We start from the raw sequence: 25,474 nt of genomic DNA, 5'->3' as shown, positions 1-25,474 counted from the left end.
ACCTCATCAAGGAACCCCGGCGATGGACCTGCCCGCCCACCAGCTCACCATGACGGTGCTGATGACTCCCGACACCGCCAACTTCTCCGGCAACGTGCACGGCGGCACGATCCTGAAGCTGCTGGACCAGGTGGCCTACGCCTGTGCCAGCCGCTATGCGGGGCGCTACGTGGTGACGCTGTCGGTGGACCAGGTGATGTTCCGGCAGCCCATCCACGTGGGCGAGCTGGTGACCTTCCTGGCCAGCATCAACCACACCGGCACCTCGTCGATGGAGGTGGGCATCAAGGTCATCGCCGAGGACATCCGCAGCCAGGTGGTGCGCCACGTCAACAGCTGCTTCTTCACGATGGTGGCGGTGGATGACGACCGCAAGCCCGTGCCGGTGCCGCCGCTGCGGCCCTTCACGCCCGACGAGCGCCGGCGCTACGAGCAGGCCAAGGTGCGCAGGCAACTGAGGCAGGAGCTGGAGGCGCGGTACAAGGGGATGCGGGCGCCTGACGGGGAGTGAGAGGGCAGGCGCTCGCGCGGCGCTTTCAACCGACGCGGGCTTGGCGCACGGCCGCCGCCGCCCGCAGCGCCAGCAGGTAGCTCTCCACGCCGAAGCCGCAGATCTGGCCCCGCACGATCTCGGCGAACACCGACTGATCGTGGTTGATGCCGTGAAGCATGAGGATCTTCATCAAGGGGCTCCTGCGGAAGATGGAAGGCCGCCCGGGCGGGCGGCCATTGGGGTCTCGGTGCGCGTTGGCGTCAAACGAGCGGCACCGTGAGCTGCCGGATCAGCCCTGCCGTGTCCGGGCGCACGCCGCGCCACCACTGGAAGGCCTCGGCGGCCTGCTCCACCAGCATGCCCACGCCGTCAGCCAGGCGCTGCACGCCGGCGCCCTGCGCCAGGCGCAGGAACGGCGTCAGGCCCTTGGCATACGCCAGCTCGTAGGCCAACTGGGCGCTGCCGAACACATCGGCGGGCACTGCAGGCAACTCGCCGGCGAGGCTGGCCGACGTGGCGTTGAGCACGATGTCAAAGGCCAGGCCTTCGAGATTGCGCAGGCCGCAGCCGCGGATGGGGCCTGCGCTCTGGCACTGCCGCGCCAGTTCCTGCGCCTTGGCGGCCGTGCGGTTGGCCAGGACGAACTCCGCCGGCTGCTGCGCCAGGAGCGGCAGCAGCGCGCCACGCGCCGCGCCACCGGCGCCCAGTAGCAGGACCCGCTTGCCCTGGAGCTTGAAGCCCAGGTTGCGCTGGATGTCGTTGACCAGCCCGACGCCGTCGAAGTTCTCGGCACGCACCCGCTCGCCGTCGAAGGACAGCGCATTGGCCGCACCGGCCAGCCGCGCCGCCTCGGACACTTCGGTGGCGTAGGCGAACGCGTCGAGCTTGAAGGGCGCGGTCACGTTCACGCCCTTGGCGCCGGCGGCGCGGAAGGCGTCCACCGTTTCCTTGAACCGGCCCAGCGGTGCTTCGAGCCGGGTGTACTCGATGTCCTGTCCGGTCTGGCGGGCGAACTCGGTGTGGATCAGCGGCGACTTGGAAAAGCCCACCGGGTTGCCAACGATGGCGTAGCGATCGGTCATGTCGGCTCTCCTTGCAACTGGGCGACGGCTTCCTCGGCGTAGAGCACGCCCTCGGCCACCAGGCGGTCGATGTCGTCGGCGCCATAGCCCAGGCTCCGCGCAATGGCGCGGTTGTGCTGGCCCATCAGCGGGGCGGGCACGGTCTGCTTCGTGTCGCAGTCCGAGAAGCGGAACGGCGTGTTGGGCAGCTTCACGGTGCCCAGCACCGGGTGCTCGTGCTCGGTGACCACTTCGCGGGCAATGATCTGCGGGTCCTGCAGCACCTCGTCGATGCGCTGCACCTTGGCGCAGGGCACGTCGATGGCCTCCAGCGCCGCCAGGCAGTCGGCCACGCTGCGCGCCTCGGTCCAGGCCCGCACCACCGGCAGGATCTCCAGCCGGTGCGCGTTGCGCCCGGCGGCGGTGTGGAAACGCGCGTCCGCCGCGAAGGCCTCGCCGCCCACGAGAGCGGCCAGCCGCTTCCACGCGTCGTCCACTTGCGCCGCGATCACCAGGTGGCCGTCGGTGGCCGTGAAGACACCGTAGAGCGTGCTGGTGGGCAGGTCGTGGCCGGTCTGCATGGGCAGTTCCTTGCCGCCCGAGAGCGTGTAGCACTGGATGGCGTACTCGTGCATCGACACCAGCGTGTCGTAGAGCGCCATGTCGATGTGCCGGCCCTTGCCGCTCTTGACGCGTCCCAGCAGCGCGGCGCAGACCGCGGCCACGCCGTGCGCGCCGGTGTAGAGGTCGCCCAGCGCGATGCGCAGCAGCGGCGGCGCCTCGCCCGGCTGGCCCACCATGGCCATGATGCCGCTCTTGGCCTCAGCGATCAGGCCGAAGCCGGCGCGGTGCGAGTCCGGCCCCGTGTGGCCGTAGGCCGAGACCGAGCAATAGACCAGGCCCGGGTTTCGCGCGGAAAGCGCCTCATAGCCCAGGCCCAACCTGTCCAGCGCGCCGGGGCGGTAGTTCTCGACGAACACGTCCGCCGTGTCCACCAGCTTGTGCATCAGCTCCAGCCCGCGCGGGTCCTTGAGGTTGATGCACAGGCCCTGCTTGCCCATGTTCTGCTGCAGGTAGTAGCCGCTTTGCCCGTTGATGAAGTAGGCGTGCTGGCGCCCGGCGTCGCCGGTGGTCGGACGTTCGACCTTGATGACCTCGGCGCCCATGGCGGCCAGGCAGCGCGAGAGGTAGGGACCGGCCAGGAAGTGGCTGTAGTCGATGACGCGAATGCCGGCCAGCGGCAGCGCTTCGGTGTTGCTCATGGAATGCTCGTGCTTCGTTGCGGGCGTGGTCAGTCGGTGGCCGGGCGCAGCGGGATCATCAGCCGGTGCTCGCCCTTCTGGACGACTTCGCCGCGCTGGTTGATCAGCTCCGAAGGCAGGATGACGATGCCCCAGCCCGTGCGGCTCTTGCTGCGGCGCGCGGTGCCGACGCGGAACTTCACGCGCACCTTGTCGCCGAGCTTGATGGGCGCCACGAAGTCCCAGCTCCAGCCCATGGACATGCCCGGCTGGAAGCGCAGCGCGCTACGGGTCTTGAGGCCGTCGGCGATGGACAGGCCGAACAGGCCGTGCGCGACGCGCGTGCCGAAGGGCGTGGTCCGGGCGTAGTCCTCATCGGTGTGCACCGGCGTGAAGTCGCCGGTGAGCTCGGCGTAGGCCATCACGCGGGCCTCGGTCACCTCGTATTCGGGGCTGGTGCACTCGGCGCCTTCCTGTACTTCGTCCCAGTACAGCTCGGGAGTGCCGGGATCGGGGCTGTGGCTCATGTCGCGCTCGTTCCTTGGCGTTGTGTCTTGGTCTCAGGCGCGCGGGTCCACCGCCAGCGCCTCGTCCACCGCGTTGCCGGTGGCCTGCAGGATTTCCACCGCCAGCCCGTCGGGCAGGCGCAGCCAGTTGCGGCCCTGGGGCATCTCGCTCACGCCGAAGGCCTTGGCAGCCTGCAGCGCGGCTTCCAGGTCGCTTGTCATCACGCCCAGGTGTGCCAGGCGGCCTTCGGGGCCCTCGAAGGCCGAGTCCTGGATGAACTGCATGCCGCCGATGGTCCAGACCTGGCGCGGCGCCTCGGGGTCGCCATCGACCATGCGCGTGCCCATGCCCAGCACCTCGCGGAAGAAGCGCAAGTGCCACTGCAGGTCCTTCACGCGCACGGCCACGTGCTCGACGTAGGAACGGGTGTTCGCCGTCATCGGCTGTCTCCTTCGGAATGCTTCAAGCAGGGGTCAGGCAGCTTGCAGCCGGCGCTCGATGCCCTTGATGCAGGCCACCAGCGTGCGGTTGACGGGCGTGGGCACGTCCAAGCGTTCGCCCTGGCGCACGACGGCGCCGTTGATGAAATCGACCTCGGTGATCGAGCCTTTCTCCAGGCTCTGCAGCATCGAGGTCTTGAACTGCGGCGGCAGCCCGGCGCAGGCCTTGAGCCAGGGCTGGCGCGCATCGGTCATGGAGAGCTGGACGCCCTTGGCCTGCGCCACGGCGATGGCCTCGGCCACGGCCGCCAGCGCGGTCTGCTCGATCTCCGGCACGGCGTACAGGTCGCCGTAGCCGAGGCCCGTGATGCCGGCCAGCGCGCCGGTGGCCACGTTGACCAGCAGCTTGTCCCACATCGTCCCGACGATGTTGTCGCTGACGATGCAGCGCAGCCCGGCCTCCTCGAAGGCCTGGGCCACCGCCTGAGCGCGGCAGCTCACCGTGCCGTCGAGCTCGCCGATGAGCGTCTCCTTGTCCTGCACGCCGATGCGAACCCGGCCGGGCGCCAGCAGCACGCCGCCGACGTAGCTCTTGCCCGCCATCACGCGCTGGCGGCCCACGACGGCGGCGAGCTCGTCCTCGTGGCCCAGGCCGTTCTGCAGCGACATCACCACCGTGCCGGGGCCGACGATGGGGCCGGCCGCTTCGATGGCGCGCCGGGTGTCGAAGGACTTCACCAGCACGATGACGAGGTCCATCGGCCCCAGGGCGGCGCAGTCGGTGGTGGCGTGCACCCTCACGCTGCGCTCCGTGCCGTCCTCGACCAAGCGCAGGCCGTCGCGGTTCATGGCGTCCACGTGCGCGGCGTTGCGTGTCACCAGCGTGACCTCGCAGCCGCCCTCGGCCAGCACGCCGCCGATCGCGCATCCCAGGGCGCCCGCGCCCAGCACACAGATCTTCAAGCTCATTCCTTCGTCGTTGGCTGCTGCCGGCCTTGGCAGCGAATGGCCGCGACGATAGGCAGCGGCAAAGATGCTGGCAATTCAATGGGAGCAATACACTCCATTGCGATTCGCAATGCGGAAGGTCGCCTTCACATGAGCCCCGATGACACCCCGCTGCCGGACCTGAAACTGCTGCGCCTGTTCGAGCTGCTCTATGGCACGCGCAGCGTCACGCGCGCGGCCGAACAACTGGGGCAGAGCCAGCCCACGGTGAGCATCTGGCTGGGCCGGTTGCGGGAGCTACTGCGCGACCCCTTGTTCGTGCGCACGCCCGCGGGCATGCAGCCCACGCCGCGGGCCGAAGCGCTCATCGGCACCGTGCGGGACGCGCTCGCCTGTGTGCGCCGGCTGACAGAGACGGCACCGGAGTTCGAGCCCGCCCAGGCGCAGCGGCGCTTTCGCATCTGCATGACCGATGCCAGCCACGTCACGCTCCTGCCGCAGTTGCTCGCGCACGTGCGTGCCGTGGCCCCGGGCGTGCGGTTGGAGGCCGCGCGCATCGACGCGGACACGGCGCGTGCGCTGGAGGCTGGCGACGCCGACCTGGCCATCGGCCTGGTGCCGGGCCTGGAAGCGGGCTTCTACCAGCAAACCCTCTTCGCGCAGGACTGGGTCTGTCTCGCCAACCGCCGCCATCCGCGCCTGGCCGACGGTCGGCTCACGCTGCGCCGCTACGAGGCCGAGCCGCACGTGGCCATCGCCTCGGGCACCGGCTACCAGTTGCTCGACGCGACCTTGAAGGAGCGCAGCATCAAGCGCGACGTCCACCTGGAGCTGCCGGGCTTCCTGGGCCTGCCCGCCATCGTCTCCACCACGGATCTCGTGGCCACGCTGCCGCGCCACATCGGTGAAACGCTGGCGCGCACGGCGGATCTGCTGGTGCTCAAGTGCCCGCTGCCCATCCCGGGCTTCGAGGTCAAGCAGCACTGGCACGCGCGCTTCCACCACGACGCTGCCAACCGCTGGCTGCGCGGCGTGTGCGCGGTGCTGTTCATGCAGGAAGGCCGGCCACGCAAGCCCGTGGCACCGCCCGCCGGATGATGAAGGCCGCGCCTGCTCTTCAGGACTTGTCCGCCGTCAGCGTCGAGTCCCGTTGAGCATGGCCGCCCGGATCGGCGGGTGTGCCTGGCTCGATGACGGACAGCAGTGCAGCCGCCGTCGCTCACGCAACCTCAGCCGCGCCAGGCATCGCTCCCGCCGGCTCCAGCGCTGCCTCCACCGCCTCGTCCACCCGCTCCAGCCACACGAAGCGCAGCTTCTCCCGGGCTTCCTGCGGGATGTCTTCCAGGTCACGCTGGTTGCGCGCGGGCAGCATCACGGTGGTGATGCCCGCGCGCAGCGCCGCGAGCACCTTCTCCTTGATGCCGCCCACCGGCAGCACCAGCCCGCGCAGGCTGATCTCGCCCGTCATCGCCACGTCCGCCCGCACCGGGCGGCCACTGAGCAGCGAGCTCAGCGCCACGTACATCGCCACGCCCGCGCTGGGCCCGTCCTTGGGCGTGGCGCCCGCGGGCACGTGCACGTGGAGGTCGGACTTGTCCAGGCTGTCCGCGGCGATGCCCAGCTCGGCCGTGCGGCCCTTCACCAGCGACAGCGCGGCCTGCACGCTCTCCTTCATCACGTCGCCCAGCTGCCCGGTGAGGATCAACTTGCCGCTGCCCGGCGTGCGCGCCGCCTCGATGAACAGGATCTCCCCGCCCACCGGCGTCCAGGCCAGCCCCGTGGCCACACCCGGCACGCCGGTGCGCATCGCCACCTCGGCCTCGAAACGCTTGGCACCCAGGATGGCGTGCAGGTCGCCCGCGTCCACGTCCATGCGCTCCACGCTGCCCTCGGCGATGCGCACCGCCACGTGGCGCACCACGCCGCCGATCTCGCGCTCCAGGTTGCGCACGCCCGCTTCGCGCGTGTAGTCCGCAATGATGGCCGCCAGCGCCGCGTCGCTCACCGTGCACTGCTCCGGCGTCAGCCCCGTGGCCGCGAGCTGGCGCGGCAGCAGGTAGCGGCGCGCGATCTGCAGCTTCTCCTGGCTGGTGTAGCCTGGCAACTGGATCACCTCCATGCGGTCGCGCAGCGGGCCCGGGATGGTGTCGAGCATGTTCGCCGTGCACACGAACATCACCTTGGACAGGTCGTAGGGCACCGCCAGGTAGGTGTCGCGGAAGGTGCTGTTCTGCTCCGGGTCCAGCACTTCCAGCAGCGCCGCGTTCGGGTCGCCGTGCATGCCGCCCGAACCGAGCTTGTCGATCTCGTCGAGCATCATCACGCAGCGGTTGGTGCCGGCCTTGCGCAGCGCCTGGATGATGTTGCCGGGCAGCGCGCCGATGTAGGTGCGGCGGTGGCCGCGGATCTCCGACTCGTCATGCACGCCGCCCAGGCTCACGCGCGAGAAGGTGCGGCCCGTGGCCTTGGCGATGCTCTGGCCCAGCGAGGTCTTGCCGACCCCCGGCGGCCCGACGAAGCACAGGATCGGGCTGCGCCCGGACGGGTTGAGCTTGTGCACCGCCAGGTACTCCAGGATGCGGCGCTTGATCTTCTCCAGCCCGAAATGGTCCTCGTCCAGGATGCGCCGGGCCTCGGCGATGTCGATGGGCGCGGCCTCCTCCGTGCGCCAGGGCAGCTCGGTCAGCCACTCCAGGTAAGTCCGCACCATCGAGCTCTCGGCCGCGCCCTCGGGCATGCGCTCCAGCCGCTTGAGCTCCTTGCGCGCGGCCTTTTCCACCTCCTCCGGCATGCCGGCCTTGGCGATGGCCTCCTCCAGCTCGGCGAGCTCGGCGGCGTTCTCGTCGTCCTCGCCCAGCTCCTTCTGGATCACGCGCATCTGCTCGCGCAGCAGGTGCTTGCGGTTGACGTCGCCGATGTTCTCGCGCGTGCGGTCCGCCACTTCGCGCGAGACCTTGAGCACTTCCAGCCGGTGCGTGACGGCGGTGATGAGCCGGTCCAGCCGCGATCTCAGGTCGAAGGTTTCCAGCAGCGACTGCTTCTCCGCCACCGGGAGGTCGAGCACGCTGGAGACGGCATCGGCCAGCTGCGAGGGCTCGTCCAGCGCCTGCAGCGCGGCCGTCATCTCCGTCGGTACTTGCGGCAGCAACTGCAGCGTTTCCAGCGAGCGGGCCTTGAGCGTGCGGGCGCGGCCTTCGATCTCCGGGTCGTCGCGCTGCGGGTCGTCGATGTACTGCACCTGCGCCACCAGGAAGGGCCAGCCTTCCAGGAACTGCAGCACGCGGAAGCGCCGCAGGCCGCGGCCGACCACGCGGTGCGCGTCGTCCGGGCCCGCGAGGTAGCGCAGCACCGACACGCTGGTGCCGACCCAGTGCAGGTCGTCGGGGCGCGGATGCTCGGCCTCGCGGCGGCTTTGCAGCAGCACGCCCACGGGCTTCTCCTGGCGCACCGCTTCCTGCACCGCGGCCTGCGAGTCGGGGCGGGCGATGAGCAGCGGCACCACGGTGTTGGGGAACACCACGGTGTCGTACAGCGGCAGCACGATGAGCGCGTCCTCGGGCAGCGGGCGCAGGGGCGGGTGCGGCTCGCGCGGTGCCGTTGCGGGCGCGGCGCCAGCGGTGGCGGAATTGGCGCCGTCCAGCATGGTGGACGGGGCCAGCGGTGACGAAGCTGAAAAGTTCACGTGGCCTCCCTAGCGTTTGATCAGGTGCAGCACCAGGCAGCCGTCGCGCAGCGTGGGCGGGTTGAGCTCGAAGCGGCCCGGCGGCAGCGCGATGCGCCGCTCGAACACGCCGTGCGGGATCTCCAGGCTGCGCACGCGGTGCCCGTGGCCCGGCAACAGCAGCGGACGCGAGCCGCGCACCAGCAGCGCGCCGTTCTCGCGGCTGACCTGCACCCGCTCGGCCGGCACGCCCGGCATGGCGACGACGATCACGATCTCGTGCTCGTCCTCCACCATGTCCATCGGCGGCTGCCAGATCGCGGCGCCCGCGCCGGGGCCGCCGCCTGGGAAGAACTGCTGCTGCAGCCGCTCGGCCTGGCTCAGCGCCTTGCAGGCCTCCATCCACATCCAGGCTTCGAGATCATTTCTGCTGGGCATCGGGGCTCACCTCGGGACGCAGCGCGGTCGCTGCCGTCCGGTCTTGAAGCAATCAACGCACCCTTCGGCGCCGCGCGCCGGGGGCCAGGTCTCCGGTAGATACGGGCACAGCCCCGGATGCCAAGACCCCGCTGGGCCACTGCCGGTGGCGCACTCAGGACTTTCCCGGGAGGGAATGCCCGTATGGGTAGCGCTATCACAGCCGCTTAGAAAGAAGCCGAGCCGTGACCAGTGACTTCAGGGACGGTGGAACGCTGAAGACGCAGGCCAAAGAAGAACGTCGCCGTTCCCGCCGCTTTCGCGAGGGCAGGGTCGCGGGAACCCAAGTTCCGCCGCCTCACGCAGCGCCGCAACAGCCGCCGTCCTGCAGGCCGGCCAACTTCCCAACAAGGAGGGTTTGATGAGACTGCAAGGCAAGACTGCCTTCGTCACCGCGGCGGGGCAGGGCATTGGCCGCGCCACGGCGCTGGCCTTCGCACGCGAGGGTGCGCGGGTGATCGCCACCGACATCGACGCCGCGTTGCTCGACGCGCTGGCCGGTACGTCCAACTGCCGCGTGATGCGCCTGGACGTGCGCGACGCCGCCGCCATCCAGGCCGCCGCGGCGCAGGTGGAGCCGGTGGACGTGCTGTTCAACGGCGCGGGCTTCGTGCACGCGGGCGACGTGCTGGACAGCACCGACGAGGAGCTGGACTTCGCCTTCGACCTCAACGTGAAGTCGATGGCGCGCACGATCCGTTCCTTCCTGCCGGGCATGCTGACCCGGGGCGGCGGCTCGATCATCAACATGGCCTCCGTCGCGGGCAGCATCAAGGCGCCCGTCAACCGCTTCGTCTATGCCACCAGCAAGGCGGCGGTGGTGGGGCTGACCAAGTCGGTGGCGGCGGATTTCGTCAGCCGCGGCATCCGCTGCAACGCCATCTGCCCCGGCACGGTGGAGTCGCCCTCGCTGCGCGAACGCATCGTGGCGCAGGCCTCGGCCAGCGGCAGGACCGCGCAGGAGATCGAGGCACTGTTCGTCGCGCGCCAGCCCATGGGGCGCCTGGGCAGCACCGAGGAGATCGCCGCGCTGGCGGTGTACCTCGCCAGCGACGAGTCCGCCTTCACCACCGGCACCACGCAAGTCATCGACGGCGGCTGGTCCAACTGAACCCCTTTCACTCCCTGACCATCACCCCATGAAACTCCTTCGCCATGGCGCCCGCGGCGCCGAACGTCCCGCCCTGATCGACGACCACGGCCAGGTCCGCGACCTCTCGGGCGTGATCCCCGACATCACCGCCGACACGCTGCGGCCGGAGAACCTGCGCCGGCTGCAGGAAGTGGATCCGTCCACGCTGCCCGTGCTGGCCGAGCCCGCGCGCATCGGCACGCCCTGGAAGGGCCTGGGCAAATTCATTTGCGTGGGCCTGAACTACGCCGACCACGCGGCCGAGTCGAACCTGCCGGTGCCCAAGGAGCCGGTGCTGTTCCTGAAGGCCAATACCGCGCTGACCGGCCCCAGCGACCCCGTGGTGCTGCCCCAGGGCTCGGTCAAGACCGACTGGGAGGTGGAGCTGGGCGTGGTGATCGGCCGCCGCGCCCGCTACGTCAGCGAGGAGGACGCGCTGGAGTGCGTCGCCGGCTACTGCGTGGTCAACGACGTCTCCGAGCGCGAGTACCAGCTGGAGCGCGGCGGCACCTGGGACAAGGGTAAAGGTTGCGACACCTTCGGCCCCGTCGGCCCCTGGCTGGTGACGCGCGACGAGGTGCCGGATCCGCAGAACCTCTCGATGTGGCTGGACGTCAACGGCCGGCGCTGGCAGGACGGCAGCACGCGCACCATGGTGTTCGGCGTGAAGGAACTGGTCAGCTACATCAGCCGCTTCATGACGCTGGAGCCCGGCGACCTCATCAGCACCGGCACGCCGCCGGGCGTGGGCATGGGTGCCAAGCCCAACCCGGTGTTCCTCAAGGCCGGCGACGTGATGCGGCTGGGCATCCAGGGCCTGGGCGAGCAGCGGCAGGCGGTGCACGCCTGGAGCGCGGCGCTGTTCGAAGACTGAACCCCAGGGGGCGCAGCGGCTTGGCGGACGGAATGCGGCAGTTGTCCGCCAGCCCTCGCTACACCACCTCCACCGGCGCGATCAGGATGCGCTTGTAGCGGTCCATCATGGCCGGGTCGCTCAGGCCCAGCCAGCGCGCCACTTCCGCCACCGGCTTGCCCTTGCGCAGCTGGCGCAGCGCGAAGGTGTGGCGCAGCCGGTAGCTGCCGCCTTCCACGTCCTCGATGCCCGCGGCCAGCAGCACGCCGCGCGCGGCCGTGTACTGCGCCACCTTGCCCCAGGGCTTGCCGCTGGACTTGGTCGAGGGAAAGCACATCGGCCCCGGGATGCGCTGCTGCTGCCGCACCTGCAGCCAGGCCGCCAGCAGCCGCGCCGCCCAGGACGCCATGGGCGTCTCGCGCGCGGGCGAGTTGCCGTTGCCGGGCAGGCGCAGCTTCCAGGGCAGCCCGGGCACGCGGCCGCCTTCGCTCACCACGCCCTCCAGCGTGAGTGCGCGCACGTCGCCGGGCGTGAGGCCCGCGCCCAGCATCAGCGCCACCGAGGCGCGGTTGCGCAGGTCCTGCCAGTCGCCGGCCGCACCCGGGCGCGGGCGGCTGTCGGCCAGGAAGCTCACCAGCTGGCGCGCCTCCGCGGCCGTGAGCACATCGGGCAGCGGGTCGCGCCCGTGCGAGCCGGCGAAGCGCACGTCGGCGCGCGAGGCGATCAGTTCGGTGGCGGCGTGGTTCGCGGGCTTGCCGTGCGCCAGCCGCCGGTGCTCCATCACCCGCTCCACCAGCCGCAGCAGCCGCAGCGCGTAGCGCGAAGTGAGCTCGTCGAAGCCGCCGCGCGAGGCGATGTAGGCCTCCAGGTCGGCGGCCGTGATGTCGTCCAGCGCGATGCCGCGCGCCACGCACCACTGCGCCAGCGCCGACCACATGGCCTCGTACACCGAAGCCGAGGAACGGCGCCGCACGCGGCCGGCTTCATGGCTGGCCAGCAGCCAGTCATCGAGCGCGCGCTGGTACGCCAGCGGGCCGGCGCTGTCGGGCGTGTCGGTCTCGAACAGGTCCAGGTTCATTCGGAACTAACCAAGGCAATTTCGGGCGGATTCTAGGCAGCGCCGATGAGCTTTCTGGCGGCGGGCGGCGGCCGCCCCGCCGGTGGCAGACTGCGCGGCCCGAAGCACTTGCACCCGACGCCATGGACCTGCACTACCTGACTTTCGACTTCAGCGAGGCCGACGACGGCAGCGGCGGCTTCGACGCGATGGCCTCCGTGCCACCGCGCTCGCTGCCGGCGCTGGAGGAGGAGATCGCGCAGGTGCTGGACTGGGCCTACGCCAGCTTCCCCGACGGCCCCGGCCCGATCGACGAAGGTTTCAGCTGGGACGTGGACCTGCAGGCCACCAGCGAGAGCAGCACGCAGCAGCGCGTGCGCTACCTCCCCGGCGCGCGCCGCTTCGAGCGTGAAAGCCTGGGCAGCGAGACGCTGCGCCACACGCTGACGCTCACGCTGGCCGGCAATGCCGACTTCTGCGAGGCCTTCAGGACCGAGTTCCTGCAGGAAGAAGAGTGAATGCGCCCACCGGGCGCCGGCTCACGCCGCGCCGCCGGCTGGCGACTTGAATTGCTGCAGCGCCTGCCGGATCGGTTCCACCCCTTGCGGGCGCACCAGGCGGGCGATCTCCTGCCCGTCCTGCAGCAGCACCAGGGTGGGCCAAAGCTTGATGCGGTAGGAGCGTCCCAGCGGCTTGCCCGGGCCGTCTTCCACGCGCAGGTGTCTCACTTCGGGTTGCGCGTCCAGCGCCTGCGCGATGTCGGGCGTGGCCGCCTGGCAGATGCCGCACCACGTCGCGCCGAATTCCAGCACCGTGGCGCCGGGCAACGCATCGACCTCGGCGCGGGTGGGTTCGACGGCTGCGTAGTGGGGATTGAAAGTCATGGTTGAAAGCGTGCAAGCGATGTTCCTGTGGACCCCGAGCGTAGCCGCCCGCGCCGCCCGGCACGGCCGCGCGGTGGCGTCGGCGCCCGTCCGTCCTTTCCCGTCCGGAGGAACCCAGCCATGAAGACGCTGCTGATCGTTCACGTCTCCTTCACCGGCGGCGCGCGGCAGATGGCCGAAGCCGCGGCCGAGGGCGCGCGCGGCGAGGAGGGCGTGCGGGTACGGCTGCTGCAGGCGCCGCAGGCTGGCCCGCAGGACCTGCTGGGCGCCGACGGCTATGTCTTCGCCGGCCCCGAGATGCTCGGTTCCATGGCCGGGCTGCTGAAGGATCTGTTCGACCGCTGCTACTACCCGTTGCTGGAGCGCGTGCAGGGCCGTCCCTACGCCGCGCTGGTGTGCGCCGGCAGCGACGGGCAGGGCGCGGCAAGGCAGATCGAGCGCATCGCCACCGGCTGGCGGCTCAAGGCCGTGGCGCCGCCGCTGATCGTCTGCACCCACGCCCAGACGCCGCAGGCCATCCAGGCGCCCAAGCAATTGCTGCCGGCCGAGCTGGAGGCGTGTCGCGAGCTGGGTGCGGCGCTGGCGGCCGGGCTGGCGCTGGGCGTGTTCTAGCCCACCGCGACCGACCAAGCCTCAACCCTTCTTGCGGATATCCAGGCGAAACACCTTGTCCGCGGCGCCGGGCGATTCGGCGCGGGTGGTGTAGTAGCCGTCGTTGGTCTGGAACACGTAGCGGCACCAGTCTTCCGTGGGCAGCAGGCGCCACTCGATGGTCACGCACAGCCGCCCGTCTTCCGAGACGCTCCATTTGCCATGCGTGCTGCTGGCTGCGCGCGAGCCGGCGCCGGCGTTGTCGGTCGAGACGATGAAGCTGCCGTCGGCGTCGTTGGTCCAGCGGTGGGTGTTGCCGCGTGCCGAAACGCGGCTCACCGCCGCGCCCGGCCAGAGTTGCTGCAACTCTTCCCGCGACAGGCGGTGTGGCTGGCGGGACTCCAGTTCGCCAAAGGACAGTTCCTGTGCCCAGGACGGGACGCTGGCGGCGAGCAGTGCAGTCAGGGCCGCACGGGGGAAGACGGTGCGCTGCATGGCGGTTCCTCGGGGCCGAAGGGCCCGCGGCCATCGTTGCGGTGCCGTCCGGCGTCCCGCAACCCGCTGTCGCGGCGCCGCCCGTGAATGGGCGGCTGTGGCGTGTCGCGTGTCAGCCCGCCAGCGACTGCAGCGCCGCCATCACCTGCGCCGTGTCGGCCTGTGGCGCGTTGGCCTTCAGCGCGTCCAGCGCCAGCAGCGTGAGCTCGTAGAGGTCGCCGGCGGCCACGGGAATGGCGCAGCCGCGGCGGCCCTGGCCGACGCGCACCAGCACCGAGCCGGCCTGGCGCCGGCATTCGAGCCACTTGTCGTTGAGCACGCCGTGGCCCTGGGCCTGCAGCTGTGGCAGCAGGTTGAGCATCACGGCCGCGAAGCTCGGCAGCTCGCGCGCCGTGAGCTGCACCGCGATCTTGTGCTCCCAGTCGTAGCGGCGCTCGCCCAGCGCGGGCGCGACTTCCAGGCGCAGGGTGTGGCAGCGCACCGGGTCGTCGGTGCGCCAGCGGTCCTCCTCCACCCGCAGCGCGGCCTTGGCGCCGTAGACGTGATGGCCGCGCGGCAGCACGCGCGCGGCGGACGGGTGCAGCGGCGCCGCGCGCGCGGGTACAGCCTCCACCTGCGTGGGCGAGGCGAGTCCGGCCGCTTCAGGCGGTGTCCAGGGTGGAGGAGCCTCGTCGTCATCGAAGTCGAGGTCGGACTCGGGCCAGCCGTGGCTCGGGCCGGAAACGGCGTCGGGCGCCGTCGCCGCCACCGGCTCGGCGACCGGCTGCAGGTGCGCCCGCAGCGTTTCGATCGCCATCGGTTCGGGCAGTGCCCGCAGCGCATCGAACAACGCCTGGCCGCCCAGCGCCTCCAGCGCCGCGAGCAGATCGCCCACGTCATCCGACAGGCCGGCCGTTCGCAGCGCGTCGCCATGCTCGGGACGGCTGAGGCGCACGAAGTCGGCCAGCTGGCTCATCTGCGCCATGCTGTCCGTGCCCGATTGCAGCGCCATGCAGGCCTGCCGCAGCGCGGCGGCCTGCTCGGGGCGCAACTGCGCGACGGCTTCGCGCAGCCGCTCCACCGGCAGCAGCGGCAGTCCGCGCGCGCGCAGCACGCTGTGCAGCCAGCCGGGGTTCAACAGGCTCGCGCTCATGCGGCCTTCCCGCGCGGCCGCCGGTGCCGGGCGCGGCCGTGAGACGCCCGCATCAGGCGCCGCCGCCCGCCGGTACCACCGGCGCGTGCGGCACGCCGGCAGCTTCCTGGGCGCGGTGACTGGTGAAGAGGGCGTCGCGGGTGCGGTCGTCGAGCATGGGCGCCAGGCGGTCCAGCGCGTCCAGCCGCTGCAAGCCGGCGCGGCGCAGCACCTCGGCGTGGGGCACGCCTTCGCTGAGCCAGGCCACGATGGCGCTGTTGCGCAGCGCCGCCGGGCCGGTGTCGCCGGGCAGGCGGCGCAGCACGCCGTCTTGCAGCGCGTGGTTCAGGAAGGCTTGCACGGCGCGGAAGGAGGGCTGGCGGCTCAGCGGTACGCGCATCTGCGGCAGGGCCGGGATCAGCGGTGTCTCCGGTTTGGGCAGGCGCGGCAGCCATACCGCCAGCGCGTCGGCCGTGATCTCGCCGAGTTGCAGCGTGCGCCACTGGCTGCGCCGGGGGCCGCCGATCTCCAGCGACCAGGTGCCGTCCTCGCCACGGCTCAGGTGCTCGACGCGGGCCGCCGCCGTCTCGGACAAGGTGAAACCTTCGTCCAGGAGCAGCGCGATCAATAGCCGGTCGCGCTGCGGCTGCACGTCCAGCGGGTGCCAGTTCGCCAGCCGCTCCAGCAGCAGCCGCCGCTCCGGTGGCGTGAAGGCCACCGAGCGCGGCTGCTCGCGCCGCGGGACCTCGTTGCCCAGTTCCTCGAAGGGATTGCCGGGCGGCAGGGCGCCGCAGATCACGCCACCGGCATGCACCTGCCCCAGCACGCGCCGGTAGCGCGCCTGCGTGGTGGGGTTCAGCCGCTCGCCGGTGAGGAAGGCCACCGCCTCGATGGGCGAGGCCCGCTCCACCGGCACCTCGCGCCCGGCCAGGAAGCGGCGCCAAGCCAGCCAGTAGGTGGTGTAGAGCTGCCGCGAGCGCGGCGACAGCTTGGGCAGGCTCGTGCCCACCGGGTCGGCTTGCCAGCGCTCGGCATCGGTGGGACGCAGGGGATCGGAAGGGGTGTCGGCGTTCACCCCTGCAACATACAACAAGGCTGGACGAAATTACAGCCCTGCGGCGAACTTCGTGGCGGGATGGTGGGCGATGCCAAGGCCAACGCTCTCATTTGCACCGCTGATTGCCATGCAGGCCGATAGCCCACCCCGTCGTCATCCCAGCGAAAGCCGAGACGACGACGTTCCTTCTGCGACCAGCGTCACGGCGTGCGAGGCCTTGTGAGCGCTGCCCTCTTTCGAGGCAGACGAGATCAGGGCATCAGCACATCCCGCATCGCATGCCCGGCCGCCATGCGGTCCAGGGCAACGTGGATGTCCTGCAGCGGCAACTGCTCGCCCATGAGGCGGTTCACCGGCAGCTTGCCCTGCTGGTAGAGCGCGATGTAGCGCGGGATGTCGCGCACCGGCACCGCCGAGCCGATGTAGCTGCCGCGCAGGCTGCGCTCCTCGGCCACCAGCTGGACCGGCGGCAACGACAGCCGGCGGTCCGGGTGTGGCAGGCCGGCGCTGACGGTGCTGCCGCCGCGGCGCGTGATGCGCCAGGCCAGCTCCAGCGCCGGCACCGCGCCCGCCATCTCGAAGGCCACTTCCACGCCGCCTCGCGTGTGCGCGCGCACCTTCTCGGCCGCGTCGGGATCGGCCGCGTTGACCGTGAAGGTGGCGCCCAGTTCGCGGGCCAGCGCGAGCTTGTCCTCGTGCAGGTCGATGGCCACCACCTCGCGCGCGCCCGCGGCCACCGCCGCCAGCAGCGCGCTGAACCCGACGCCGCCCAGTCCCAGCACCGCGGCGCTGCTGCCGGCGGCCAGCCGCGCGGTGTTGAACACCGCCCCCACGCCGGTGAGCACCGCGCAGCCGAACAGCGCCGCTTCCGCAAAGCTGATGTCGGCCTCGACCTTGATGCACGAGCGCCGCGACACCACCGCGTGGTCCGCGAAGCAGGAGACGCCCAGGTGGTGGTGCACCGGTTCGCCGTTCATGCGCAGCCGCCGCGCGCCCGACAGCAGCGCGCCCGCGCCGTTGGCCGCGGCGCCGGGTTCGCACAGGGCCGGGCGTCCCTCGGCACAGGGCAGGCAGCAGCCGCAGCTGGGCATGAACACCATCACCACGCGGTCGCCCGGGCGCAGGTCCGTCACGCCGGGACCGCACTCCACCACCTCGCCGGCGGATTCGTGGCCCAGCACCATCGGCACCGGGCGCGGGCGGTCGCCGTTGACCACCGACAGGTCCGAATGGCACAGCCCCGCCGCCCGCACCCGCACCAGCAGCTCACCCGGGCCGGGCGGCTCCAGTTCCACCTCGCGCAGCGCCAGAGGCTGCGATTGCACGTAGGGCGCGGGTGCTCCGATCCGGGTCAGCACGGCGGCGCGAATCTTCATGAGGGGGTTGCTCCGAGACGGGTTGAGGGGCGGGCCAGTCTAGGCCCCCGTGTCCGCAGGACCCATCCGCCGCAGCCCGCTTGACAAATTCGCGCGAACCCAGGGCAGGGCAAACAAGCGGACGGCTCACACCGGCACGGCCGTGGTGGACTTCACCTTGTTGAGCACGAAGGTGGTCCGGCAGTCCTGCACGCTGGGGTGGCGCAGCAGGGTCTCCATCACGAAGCGCGAGTAGTCCGCCATATCGGCCACGACCACGCGCAGCAGGTAGTCCATCTCGCCGGTGAGCGACGCGCACTCCGCCACCTCCGGCCAGGTCTGCACCGCGGCGGCGAACACGTCCATGGGACTGCGCTTGTCGCTGCCGCTTTGCTTCTCCATGCGCACGTTGATGTAGGCCGTGAGCCCCAGGCCGATGCGCTCCGGCCGCACCAGTGCGACGTAGCCGCTGATCACGCCCGATTCCTCCAGCCGCTTGACCCGCCGCAGCACGGCCGACGGCGACAGGCCGACCTGCTCCGCCAGGTCGTCGTAGGTCATGCGGCCGTTGCCCTGCAGCGCCTTCAGGATGCGCCGGTCCAGCGCATCGAGCTTCGTTGGTTCGTCCATGAGTCTAGTTTTGCAGGATTCTTGCGTGACGGTACGCATTGCAGCTGAAACTTGCAGAAATCGTGCGTACCGTCGTCCCTACAGTCCTGCCTTGACCCAACGCAAACCGGAGCCGCGATCCGGTCACTTGGTCACCCGGACCCGATCCGGACCGCGGCTTCACCAAGGAGACAAGCGCATGAGAAAACTCGACGACAAGGAGATCCGCGCCCTGGGCCATGAACTGCCCGGCTGGCGCTTCGGCGCGGAGCGCGGCGGCACGATCACCCGTGAATTCCGCTTTGCCGGCTTCACGCAGGCCTTTGCCTTCATGACCCAGGTGGCGCTGGAAGCCGAGAAGCGCACCCACCATCCGGAGTGGTTCAACGTCTATGACCGCGTCGCCATCACGCTCACCACGCACGACGCGCCGGGCCTCTCGACCAACGACGTCGAGCTGGCCCGCGTCATCGACGGGGCCTTCGCGGCTTTCCAGGCACGGCCTTGAGCAGGGGAGACATGGACATGCAAGCCCAACTGCAAGCCCTGAACACCAAGCACGGCCTGGCGGCCGGCGAGTCCGGCAAGCCCGAGCGCCCGGACTGGACCATCGACCAGGGCTGGGAGCGCTACACCGCGCAGGAACATGGCGTCTGGAAGACCTTGTTCGAGCGCCAGTCGAAGCTGCTGCCCGGCCGGGCCTGCGACGAGTTCGTGCGGGGCATGCGCGAGCTGCCGATCGGGCCGGACCAGATTCCAGACTTCCGCCGCCTGTCGGAGGTGTTGATGAAGCGCACCGGCTGGCAGGTGGTGGCGGTGCCGGGCCTGGTGCCTGATGACGTGTTCTTCGAGCACCTGGCCCACCGGCGCTTCCCCTCCGGCCACTTCATCCGCAAGCCGCACGAGCTGGACTACCTGGAGGAGCCCGACGTCTTCCACGACGTCTTCGGCCACGTGCCGATGCTGATGAACCCGGTCATCGCCGATTACATCCAGGCCTACGGCGAAGGCGGCCTGCGCGCGCAGCGCCTGGGGCGCCTGACGCACCTGGCGCGGGTGTACTGGTACACGGTGGAATTCGGCCTGCTGCGGCAGAAGGAGGGGCTGCGCATCTACGGGGCGGGCATCGCCTCCTCCAGCACCGAGAGCGTGTTCTCGCTGGAGAGCGCCTCACCCAACAGGATCCGCTTCGACCTGGAGCGCGTGATGCGCACGCACTACCGCATCGACGACTTCCAGGAAAGCTATTTCGTCATCGACGACCTGGAGCAGCTGCTGGAGCTCTCGCGCATCGACTTCGCGCCGCTCTATGAACGCATGGGCGACGGCGGCCCGGCGTACCGGCCGGGCGAGGTGCTGCCCGGCGACCACGTCATCCATCGCGGCACGGGTGCGTACCACGCCGGCCGTCCCAAGGGAGAACTGAAATGAGTGATGAGCAACGGGTGGTGGTGGTCACTGGCGCCGCCGGCAATCTGGGTCGGGCCGTGGCGCGCGTGTTCTCGGAAGCCGGCGACCGGCTGGTGCTGGTGGACCGCTCCCGCGACGCGCTGGCGGCCGCCTTCGGGGGCGACGGCGACACGCGGCTGCTGGCCAGCGTCGATCTGCTGGACCAGGAGGCGGTGACCGGCCTGGGCCGTGAGGCCGTGGAGCGCTTCGGCCGCATCGACGTGCTGTGCAACCTGGCTGGCGGCTTCCGCATGGGCGAGGCGGTGCACGAGACCAGCGACGGCACCTGGGACTTCCTGTTCGACCTCAACGCCAGGAGCGTGCTGCACGCCGTCCGGGCCGTGGTGCCGCACATGCTGGCGCGCGGCGGCGGCAAGGTCGTCAACGTCGGGGCCTTCAGCGCGCAGAAGGGGCTGGCGCAGATGGGCGCCTACACCGCGTCCAAGGCCGTGGTGGCCCGGCTCACCGAGGCGATGGCCGCGGAGCTGCGCACCCGGGGCATCAACGTCAACTGCGTGCTGCCTTCCATCATCGACACCCCGGAGAACCGGCAGGCCATGCCCGAGGCCGACCCGGCGTTGTGGGTGGCGCCGGCCGACCTGGCGCAGGTGATTCGCTTCCTGGCCTCCGAGGGCGCGAAGGCCATCCACGGCGCGTCCATCCCGGTGACGGGACTGGCATGAGAAGGCGCGGTGCCGGATGGCGTGGCCGCCGGCGGCTTGCACGGGGTACTCGGCGAGCAGGCTGAGGGCGAGACCAGGGGCTGCGACCGGTCTGTGGCGGATCAGCGACAACGCGGAATCTTGATCCACCTCAGGGCTGTGCGGACCTAAAGCGACAAGGTGATACAGGAAGCTGATTGCTGCTTCAGAATGTTACCGTGTCCGCATTCTTTTCCCCGGGTGCCTGCCGGCGCGCGGCGAGGGATGCAGTACCCCCGCCATGGAATACAGCTCTCTTCTACAAAGCCGCCTGTCGGCCCACGCGTCGTCGCCCGCCATCCTCATCGTCGAGGACGACGCGGTCATCGCGCTTGACCTGCAGTTGCAGCTGGAGGACATGGGCTACCAGGTGGTCGGCCCGGCCGACAGCGCTGCGCAGGCCGTGTCCCTGGTGCTGGAGTCCCGGCCGGACCTGGTGCTGATGGACATCAACATCCGCGGTCCGGTCAACGGCGTGCAGGCGGCCGAGCAGCTGCGGCACGCGGGTGCGGCGCAGCCGGTCATCTTCCTGACCTCGCACACCGACGTCGGCACGGTGGCGCAGGCCGTGGGCGCCACGCCCTATGGCTATCTCAGCAAGCCGTTCCAGTCCGACGAGCTGCGCGCGAGCATCGAGGTGGCGCTGGCGCGGGCGCAGATGGAGCGGCGGCTGCTGGACAGCGAGCAGCGCTGGCGCCATGTCTTCGACGACGCACCGCTGGGCATGGCGCTGGTGTCGTTGCAGGGCGACGTGCTGCAGGCCAACGCCACGCTGGCGCGGCTGCTGGGGCTGGACGCGGCGCAGCTGCAGGGCCGCCAGCACGCGGCGCTGGTGCATCCCGAGGACGTCGCGAGGCAGGCGCGGCAGCTCGAGCCGCTGCGCGACGGCCACGGCCGCGGCGTGCAGTTCGAGCAGCGCTACCTGCGCAGCGACGGCAGCGAGCTGTGGACGCAGGTCAGCGTGTCGCTGCTGGAGCCGCACGATGCCGTGCCGCGCCTGCTCTACCAGGTGCAGGACCTCAGCGCGCAGAAGGAGGCGCAGCGCCGCAGCGCCGAGCTGGAGGAGCAGCGTCGGGCGCTGGAGCGGCGCCAGGCGCAACAGCAGGCGCAGGCGCAACTGCTGTCGCGCGTGAGCCACGAGATGCGCACGCCGCTCAACGCGGTGCTGGGCTTCACGCAGCTGCTGCGGCTGATGCCCGCGGACGGCTCCCAACCGCAGGCAAGCGAGTACCTGGGCCACATCGAGTCCGCGGGACGCCATCTGCTGGCGATGGTGGACGACCTGCTGGTGCTGCAGCGCGCCCACGAAGGGCAGTTGCAACTGGAACTGGGCTCGGTGCCGCTGGCGCGCTGCGTGCGCCACGCGCTGTCGCTGCTCATGCCGCAGGCGCAGGCACAGCGGGTCAACCTGGTGGACGAGGTGCCGGGGCAGCTGGCCGTGTGCGCGGACGAGACGCGGCTGCACCAGATCCTCTCCAATCTGGCGAGCAACGCCATCAAGTACAACCGCCCGGGCGGTGAGCTGCGCGTGACGGCGTGCAGCGAGCAGGGGCGGGTGCGCATCCATTTCTCCGACAACGGCATCGGCATGACGGCCGAGCAGTTGCAGCAGGTGTTCCAGCCCTTCGCGCGCGCCGGGCGCGAGCGCTCGGCCATCCCTGGTACCGGGCTGGGCCTGGTGATCTCGCGCCGCCTGGCCGAGGCCATGGGTGGCAGCCTCGGCATCGCCGCGCGCAGCGGCGGCGGCACCGTCGCCACGCTGGAGCTGGACGCGGGCTGAGGTTCCGCGCCCGCGGCCGGCCATCTGCCGCCTCTCGCCCGGACCCGATGGGCGCGCAACCTGCTCCATGATCAATGGTGCTCCGGGGGCGGAGCTCGTGACAGGGAGACGGATTCATGAATCGAGCCAGGGTTTTCAGGGCCGCATGGCGCCTGGCCGGCGCCGTGGTGGCGCTGGGCGGGGCCGTGGCGCACGCGCAGGGCGGTGACCACGTGACGCTCACCAGCGACGGCAGCGCGCCGACCGCGTCGGCGCTGGCTGCCGGTGCGGGCGAGGCCTTCGAAGGTGCGCTGCGCGCGGGCACGGCGCCGGATGCCGTGGCGGAGTTCCCCGCCATGAAGCTCAGCGGCGCCGAGCTGGAGGCCTTCAACCGGCGCTACAAGCCCAAGCTGCCGCCCTATGCGCGGCGCGGGACGGATGTGCGGCCCGAGAGCGTGGTGGGCGCGGACCGGCGCTTTCGCGTGTACCCGCGCGAGTCGGGTTTTCCGTATCGCGCCATCGGGCTGCTGACCTATTCCCAGGGCAGCAGCGACTTCAGCTGCACGGGCTTCCTCATCAGCAAGGACACGGTGGCCACGGCCGGGCACTGCGTTTACGACGGCGGCTGGAGCACCAACGTGCGCTTCTATCCCGCCTACAACGCCGGCGCGGCACCCTTCGGCTCCTGCGGCGCGCGACGGCTCTTCGCCGTGGCGCGCTGGGTGCAGAGCAGCTTTGGCGAGGGCAGCGACGCCTTCGACTACGGCGCCGTGAAGCTCAACTGCGAGATCGGCAAGACCACCGGCTGGCTCGGCTACTACGCGACGCAGGATTCGCTGGTAGGCCTGCCGGTGTTGCTGATGGGCTATGCAGGAGACAAGTCACCGCCGAAGTCGCTGTGGGGGGCCAGCGGCAGCATCGCCATCAGCGAGCCACGCAAGATCCGCTACCAGCTCGACACCGCCAATGGCCAGAGCGGCTCGCCCGTGATCGAGGCCGACCGCGGTGCCAGCCGCGCCAAGTGCTTCGGCACCTGCGCGGTGGGCATCCACACCTATGCCGCCGAGGAGGGCAACAACAGCGGCACGCGCATCAACCACGCGGTGGCCGACAACCTCACGACTTGGAAGAACGCGCGCTGAGGCCGTGGCCTGCGCTCAGCGCGTCTTGTTGCAGCCGGCGGCGCACACGAGCTGGTTCTTGCCCAGCAGCCGCTTGGTGGTGAGCTCGGCGCGCGGGCGGTGCGTGCCGCACTTGAAGCACGACATGGTGGTCTGGTGCATGCCGCTGCCGCCGCCGGAGCTGAAGGGCGAGCCGGCGGCCTTGCGCTTGTAGCGCAGGCCGTCGTCCTGGATGACGGTGGCGGGCGGCTGCTGGTCTTGGGTCTTCATCGTGCATGTGCTCCTGGCGTGGTTGCTCCCGGAGTACGGTGCTCCAGGTGGTGGAAAGTGATAGGGGCCTTGCCGAGGCCGCAAGGCGAAAGCTCCAGCGAGACGCTGTCGCCGGCAAGGGTGCGGCTGCGGTGCTTGCGCATGCGTCCGGCGGTGAGGGAGGCCACCAGCTCGCGGCCGTTGAACAGGACCCGGCCGGGAGCCGGGAGCAGTGTCTACGCCGCATGCGCGACGGGTTCACCGGTGCATGGACCGAGCCGTGGACCGTGGCACCGGCCCGCGTCGGTCGGGCGCGGGCTGTGAGGCGCGGACCGCCGAATGCGGACCGTCGCAAAAATGGTATCAGTTACAGCCAGTGGGCCCGTGCCGCTTGAAAAGCGACCTTGCCGCTGGCGCGTTTTTCGCTTGCATCCGCGCCGCGCCGCTGCTTGGTTGGGATGGAAACGGGGCCGTCATCCCGATAAGGAAGAAAGCTGTGGTTTTCCGAGCGAAAAATTCAATAGTCGAATACCAGCTATTCTCGGCAAAAATGTAATATTGTCTTACAAGGCGCGCCGCTTGCTGATGTTGCGCAGGCCGCCTTCACTGGGCTTGGCTTCAATCCTGCCGATCGATGACCGACGACCTCGACAACGCAAGCAAGGCGCGGCGCATCGCGCTGCACCAGATTCGGCAACTGATGGAGTTTTGGAACATCGGTCCGGAAGAGCTCGGTGACCCGAAGGTGGTCCCGGTGCTGCCGCGAAATTTGCCGCCGCCGGGCTATGTGAAATACCGCCATCCCATTACCGGAGAAACCTGGAACGGCGATGGCGAGCATCCGGAATGGCTGCGCAAGGCGTTGCTCAAAGAGGGCTACCGCGTGGTCGAGCTCAAGCCGGAATACCAGCAGGAGCAGCAGGCGCTGCAGCAGCAGGGCGCCGGGCCGGCCTGAGTTTCCCGTCATCGCCGCGCGGTCCGAGGCGCGGGATGCGCGGTTGGCGGGGGCGGATTTGATGTTCGCTTCCGGAGTGCCGGCGCCGGTGCGCGCACCTACAGTCGCACCATCGAAGCGATTCCGGCTCCCGATCCGCCATGAACAGCAATGACCTTTCCCATGCCGTCCCTGCCACCACCTGCGGCGCGGACCCCCGCTGGGCCGCCGTGCTGGCGCGCGATGCCCAGGCTTCCTTCATCTACGCCGTGCGCAGCACCGGCATCTACTGCCGGCCCGGCTGTCCGTCGCGCCACGCCCGGCCGGATAACGTGCTGTTCTTCGACGACGCCGAGGCGGCGCGCGCGGCGGGCTTTCGCGCCTGCAGGCGCTGCGATCCAGACGGTCCCGGCGCGGCGGCACGGCGCGCCCAGGCCGTGGCGGCGCTGTGCCGGCGCATAGAGGCCAGCGAGACGCCACCGCCGCTGGAGGCGCTGGCGCGCGAGGCGGGACTGGGCGCGGCACAGCTGCGCCGCGTTTTCAAGGCCGCCACGGGCCTGACGCCGCGCGCCTACGCCCAGGCCGTGCGCACGCGCCGCGTGCAAGCCGGGCTGCAGGCCGAGGACAGCGTGACGCAGGCGCTGTACGGCGCCGGCTTCAATTCCAGCGGGCGCTTCTATGCCCAGTCCGACGCGCTGCTGGGCATGGCGCCCGGTCGCTACCGCGCGGGCGGGGCCGGCGCGCAGGTCCGCTTCGCGGTGGGGCAGTGCGCGCTCGGGGCGATCCTGGTGGCCTGCAGCGAGCGCGGCGTGTGCGCGATCTCGCTGGGCGACGATCCCGAGGCGCTGGTGCGCGAGCTGCAGGACCGCTTCCCGCAAGCGGCGCTGCACGGCGGTGATCCCGACTTCGAGGCGCTGATGGCGCGCGTGATCGGGCTGGTGGACGACCCGCGGCAGCCGGTGGTGCTGCCGCTGGACATCCGCGGCACGGCCTTCCAGCAGCGCGTGTGGCAGGCGCTGCAGCAGATTCCGCCCGGGCAGACGCTGAGCTATGCCGAGCTGGCCGCACGCATCGGGGCCAGCGCCGCGGTGCGCGCCGTGGCCGGCGCCTGCGCGGCCAACGTGCTGGCCGTGGCCATTCCCTGCCACCGCATCGTGCGCCGGGACGGCAGTCTCTCAGGCTACCGCTGGGGCGTGGAGCGCAAGCGCGCGCTGCTGGCGTGCGAATCCGCCGCGGCCCGGGAGGAGGGCACCGGCGCACCGGCTTCGAGCCCAGCGCCGGCCTGAGCC

The 25,474-nt window shown here is 70.7% G+C and carries 29 protein-coding genes and 1 pseudogene; 13 read left to right on the top strand and 17 right to left on the bottom strand.

Annotation, left to right across the window (positions count from 1 at the left end):
• The first annotated feature begins 22 nt into the window (after positions 1 to 22).
• Positions 23 to 511: an acyl-CoA thioesterase gene (locus Q0741_RS01750; protein WP_298231478.1), complete on the top strand. Its 489-nt coding sequence runs from the start codon at positions 23 to 25 to the stop codon at positions 509 to 511.
• 25 nt (positions 512 to 536) lie between these two features.
• Here Q0741_RS01750 and Q0741_RS01745 read toward each other — a convergent pair.
• The 6 genes and pseudogenes from Q0741_RS01745 to Q0741_RS01720 form a co-directional block, all read right to left on the bottom strand.
• A pseudogene (locus tag Q0741_RS01745) lies at positions 537 to 647 on the bottom strand (type II 3-dehydroquinate dehydratase); the annotation flags it as partial.
• A 106-nt stretch (positions 648 to 753) separates the two neighbouring features.
• Entirely contained in the window at positions 754 to 1,575 is an 822-nt protein-coding gene (gene aroE / locus Q0741_RS01740; RefSeq protein WP_298231477.1) for a shikimate dehydrogenase, read from the bottom strand.
• Positions 1,572 to 2,816, bottom strand: a complete 1,245-nt coding sequence (locus Q0741_RS01735) for a CoA transferase (protein WP_298231476.1) — start codon at positions 2,814 to 2,816, stop codon at positions 1,572 to 1,574. The genes aroE and Q0741_RS01735 overlap by 4 nt, the downstream gene beginning before the upstream one ends.
• Positions 2,817 to 2,845: 29 nt before the next feature.
• Positions 2,846 to 3,322, bottom strand: coding sequence for a MaoC/PaaZ C-terminal domain-containing protein (locus Q0741_RS01730; protein ID WP_298231475.1), 477 nt, complete (start codon positions 3,320 to 3,322; stop codon positions 2,846 to 2,848).
• Positions 3,323 to 3,355: 33 nt separating this feature from the next.
• Positions 3,356 to 3,742: a VOC family protein gene (locus Q0741_RS01725; protein ID WP_298231474.1), complete on the bottom strand. Its 387-nt coding sequence runs from the start codon at positions 3,740 to 3,742 to the stop codon at positions 3,356 to 3,358.
• 33 nt (positions 3,743 to 3,775) lie between these two features.
• A complete protein-coding gene (locus Q0741_RS01720; protein ID WP_298231500.1) occupies positions 3,776 to 4,705 on the bottom strand; it encodes a 2-dehydropantoate 2-reductase in 930 nt (309 codons plus the stop codon).
• A gap of 135 nt (positions 4,706 to 4,840) precedes the next feature.
• Between Q0741_RS01720 and Q0741_RS01715 the strand changes: the two genes are divergently transcribed.
• Entirely contained in the window at positions 4,841 to 5,788 is a 948-nt protein-coding gene (locus Q0741_RS01715) for a LysR family transcriptional regulator (protein ID WP_298231473.1), read from the top strand.
• Between the two features lie 121 nt (positions 5,789 to 5,909).
• On the opposite strand, the gene lon is transcribed toward Q0741_RS01715, so the two are convergent.
• Both lon and Q0741_RS01705 read right to left on the bottom strand, forming a co-directional pair.
• On the bottom strand, positions 5,910 to 8,333 hold the full coding sequence (gene lon, locus Q0741_RS01710) for an endopeptidase La (RefSeq protein ID WP_298231499.1): 2,424 nt from the start codon (positions 8,331 to 8,333) through the stop codon (positions 5,910 to 5,912).
• A gap of 48 nt (positions 8,334 to 8,381) precedes the next feature.
• Positions 8,382 to 8,789 carry an Hsp20/alpha crystallin family protein gene (locus Q0741_RS01705; RefSeq protein WP_298231472.1) on the bottom strand — a complete coding sequence of 136 codons (408 nt, stop codon included), beginning with the start codon at positions 8,787 to 8,789 and terminating at the stop codon, positions 8,382 to 8,384.
• A 400-nt stretch (positions 8,790 to 9,189) separates the two neighbouring features.
• On the opposite strand from Q0741_RS01705, the gene Q0741_RS01700 reads away from it, so the two are divergent.
• Positions 9,190 to 9,939, top strand: coding sequence for an SDR family oxidoreductase (locus Q0741_RS01700; protein WP_298231471.1), 750 nt, complete (start codon positions 9,190 to 9,192; stop codon positions 9,937 to 9,939).
• A gap of 28 nt (positions 9,940 to 9,967) precedes the next feature.
• On the top strand, positions 9,968 to 10,834 hold the full coding sequence (locus Q0741_RS01695) for a fumarylacetoacetate hydrolase family protein (RefSeq protein ID WP_298231470.1): 867 nt from the start codon (positions 9,968 to 9,970) through the stop codon (positions 10,832 to 10,834).
• 58 nt (positions 10,835 to 10,892) lie between these two features.
• On the opposite strand, the gene Q0741_RS01690 is transcribed toward Q0741_RS01695, so the two are convergent.
• On the bottom strand, positions 10,893 to 11,891 hold the full coding sequence (locus Q0741_RS01690) for a site-specific integrase (RefSeq protein WP_298231469.1): 999 nt from the start codon (positions 11,889 to 11,891) through the stop codon (positions 10,893 to 10,895).
• Between the two features lie 122 nt (positions 11,892 to 12,013).
• Between Q0741_RS01690 and Q0741_RS01685 the strand changes: the two genes are divergently transcribed.
• Positions 12,014 to 12,388 carry a hypothetical protein gene (locus tag Q0741_RS01685; RefSeq protein ID WP_298231468.1) on the top strand — a complete coding sequence of 125 codons (375 nt, stop codon included), beginning with the start codon at positions 12,014 to 12,016 and terminating at the stop codon, positions 12,386 to 12,388.
• 21 nt (positions 12,389 to 12,409) lie between these two features.
• On the opposite strand, the gene Q0741_RS01680 is transcribed toward Q0741_RS01685, so the two are convergent.
• Positions 12,410 to 12,754, bottom strand: a complete 345-nt coding sequence (locus Q0741_RS01680; protein ID WP_298231467.1) for a thioredoxin family protein — start codon at positions 12,752 to 12,754, stop codon at positions 12,410 to 12,412.
• 120 nt (positions 12,755 to 12,874) lie between these two features.
• On the opposite strand from Q0741_RS01680, the gene Q0741_RS01675 reads away from it, so the two are divergent.
• Positions 12,875 to 13,366 carry a flavodoxin family protein gene (locus Q0741_RS01675; protein WP_298231466.1) on the top strand — a complete coding sequence of 164 codons (492 nt, stop codon included), beginning with the start codon at positions 12,875 to 12,877 and terminating at the stop codon, positions 13,364 to 13,366.
• A 21-nt stretch (positions 13,367 to 13,387) separates the two neighbouring features.
• Here the strand turns inward: Q0741_RS01675 and Q0741_RS01670 are convergent, their stop codons facing one another.
• From Q0741_RS01670 to Q0741_RS01650, 5 genes are all read right to left on the bottom strand, one after another.
• A complete protein-coding gene (locus Q0741_RS01670; RefSeq protein WP_298231465.1) occupies positions 13,388 to 13,840 on the bottom strand; it encodes a DUF995 domain-containing protein in 453 nt (150 codons plus the stop codon).
• A gap of 112 nt (positions 13,841 to 13,952) precedes the next feature.
• The gene (locus Q0741_RS01665; protein WP_298231464.1) at positions 13,953 to 14,972 is read right to left on the bottom strand and encodes a hypothetical protein; all 1,020 of its coding nucleotides are present in this window, start codon (positions 14,970 to 14,972) and stop codon (positions 13,953 to 13,955) included.
• Positions 14,973 to 15,024: 52 nt separating this feature from the next.
• Entirely contained in the window at positions 15,025 to 16,026 is a 1,002-nt protein-coding gene (locus tag Q0741_RS01660; protein WP_298231463.1) for a hypothetical protein, read from the bottom strand.
• Positions 16,027 to 16,259: 233 nt separating this feature from the next.
• Complete coding sequence (locus Q0741_RS01655; protein WP_298231462.1) at positions 16,260 to 17,384, bottom strand: zinc-dependent alcohol dehydrogenase family protein; 1,125 nt, start codon at positions 17,382 to 17,384, stop codon at positions 16,260 to 16,262.
• 126 nt (positions 17,385 to 17,510) lie between these two features.
• Positions 17,511 to 17,993, bottom strand: a complete 483-nt coding sequence (locus tag Q0741_RS01650) for an Lrp/AsnC family transcriptional regulator (RefSeq protein ID WP_298231461.1) — start codon at positions 17,991 to 17,993, stop codon at positions 17,511 to 17,513.
• Between the two features lie 178 nt (positions 17,994 to 18,171).
• Here Q0741_RS01650 and Q0741_RS01645 point away from each other — a divergent pair, with 178 nt between their 5' ends.
• The 5 genes from Q0741_RS01645 (at position 18,172) to Q0741_RS01625 (ending at position 23,023) form a co-directional block, all read left to right on the top strand.
• Positions 18,172 to 18,480 carry a 4a-hydroxytetrahydrobiopterin dehydratase gene (locus Q0741_RS01645; RefSeq protein ID WP_298231460.1) on the top strand — a complete coding sequence of 103 codons (309 nt, stop codon included), beginning with the start codon at positions 18,172 to 18,174 and terminating at the stop codon, positions 18,478 to 18,480.
• 17 nt (positions 18,481 to 18,497) lie between these two features.
• On the top strand, positions 18,498 to 19,403 hold the full coding sequence (phhA, locus tag Q0741_RS01640; RefSeq protein WP_298231498.1) for a phenylalanine 4-monooxygenase: 906 nt from the start codon (positions 18,498 to 18,500) through the stop codon (positions 19,401 to 19,403).
• Positions 19,400 to 20,104: an SDR family NAD(P)-dependent oxidoreductase gene (locus tag Q0741_RS01635; RefSeq protein ID WP_298231459.1), complete on the top strand. Its 705-nt coding sequence runs from the start codon at positions 19,400 to 19,402 to the stop codon at positions 20,102 to 20,104. Before phhA ends, Q0741_RS01635 begins: the two co-directional genes overlap by 4 nt.
• A 259-nt stretch (positions 20,105 to 20,363) precedes the next feature.
• A complete protein-coding gene (locus Q0741_RS01630; RefSeq protein WP_298231458.1) occupies positions 20,364 to 21,902 on the top strand; it encodes an ATP-binding protein in 1,539 nt (512 codons plus the stop codon).
• 116 nt (positions 21,903 to 22,018) lie between these two features.
• Positions 22,019 to 23,023 carry a trypsin-like serine protease gene (locus tag Q0741_RS01625; RefSeq protein WP_298231457.1) on the top strand — a complete coding sequence of 335 codons (1,005 nt, stop codon included), beginning with the start codon at positions 22,019 to 22,021 and terminating at the stop codon, positions 23,021 to 23,023.
• 15 nt (positions 23,024 to 23,038) lie between these two features.
• Here the strand turns inward: Q0741_RS01625 and Q0741_RS01620 are convergent, their stop codons facing one another.
• Together Q0741_RS01620 and Q0741_RS01615 are read right to left on the bottom strand one after the other, a co-directional pair.
• Positions 23,039 to 23,272, bottom strand: coding sequence for a hypothetical protein (locus Q0741_RS01620; RefSeq protein ID WP_298231456.1), 234 nt, complete (start codon positions 23,270 to 23,272; stop codon positions 23,039 to 23,041).
• Positions 23,269 to 23,484 (bottom strand): translation initiation factor IF-1, encoded by a 216-nt coding sequence (locus Q0741_RS01615; RefSeq protein ID WP_298231497.1) that lies wholly within the window; start codon positions 23,482 to 23,484, stop codon positions 23,269 to 23,271. Before Q0741_RS01615 ends, Q0741_RS01620 begins: the two co-directional genes overlap by 4 nt.
• Positions 23,485 to 23,885: 401 nt before the next feature.
• Between Q0741_RS01615 and Q0741_RS01610 the strand changes: the two genes are divergently transcribed.
• Positions 23,886 to 24,206, top strand: a complete 321-nt coding sequence (locus Q0741_RS01610) for an H-NS histone family protein (protein WP_298231455.1) — start codon at positions 23,886 to 23,888, stop codon at positions 24,204 to 24,206.
• A gap of 140 nt (positions 24,207 to 24,346) precedes the next feature.
• Entirely contained in the window at positions 24,347 to 25,471 is a 1,125-nt protein-coding gene (ada, locus tag Q0741_RS01605) for a bifunctional DNA-binding transcriptional regulator/O6-methylguanine-DNA methyltransferase Ada (RefSeq protein ID WP_298231454.1), read from the top strand.
• Positions 25,472 to 25,474 lie beyond the last annotated feature (3 nt).

Origin of the sequence: uncultured Azohydromonas sp. (assembly GCF_937926365.1) — a bacterium.
Taxonomy (GTDB): domain Bacteria; phylum Pseudomonadota; class Gammaproteobacteria; order Burkholderiales; family Burkholderiaceae_C; genus Azohydromonas.
This window is presented reverse-complemented; position numbering and strand designations above follow the sequence as displayed.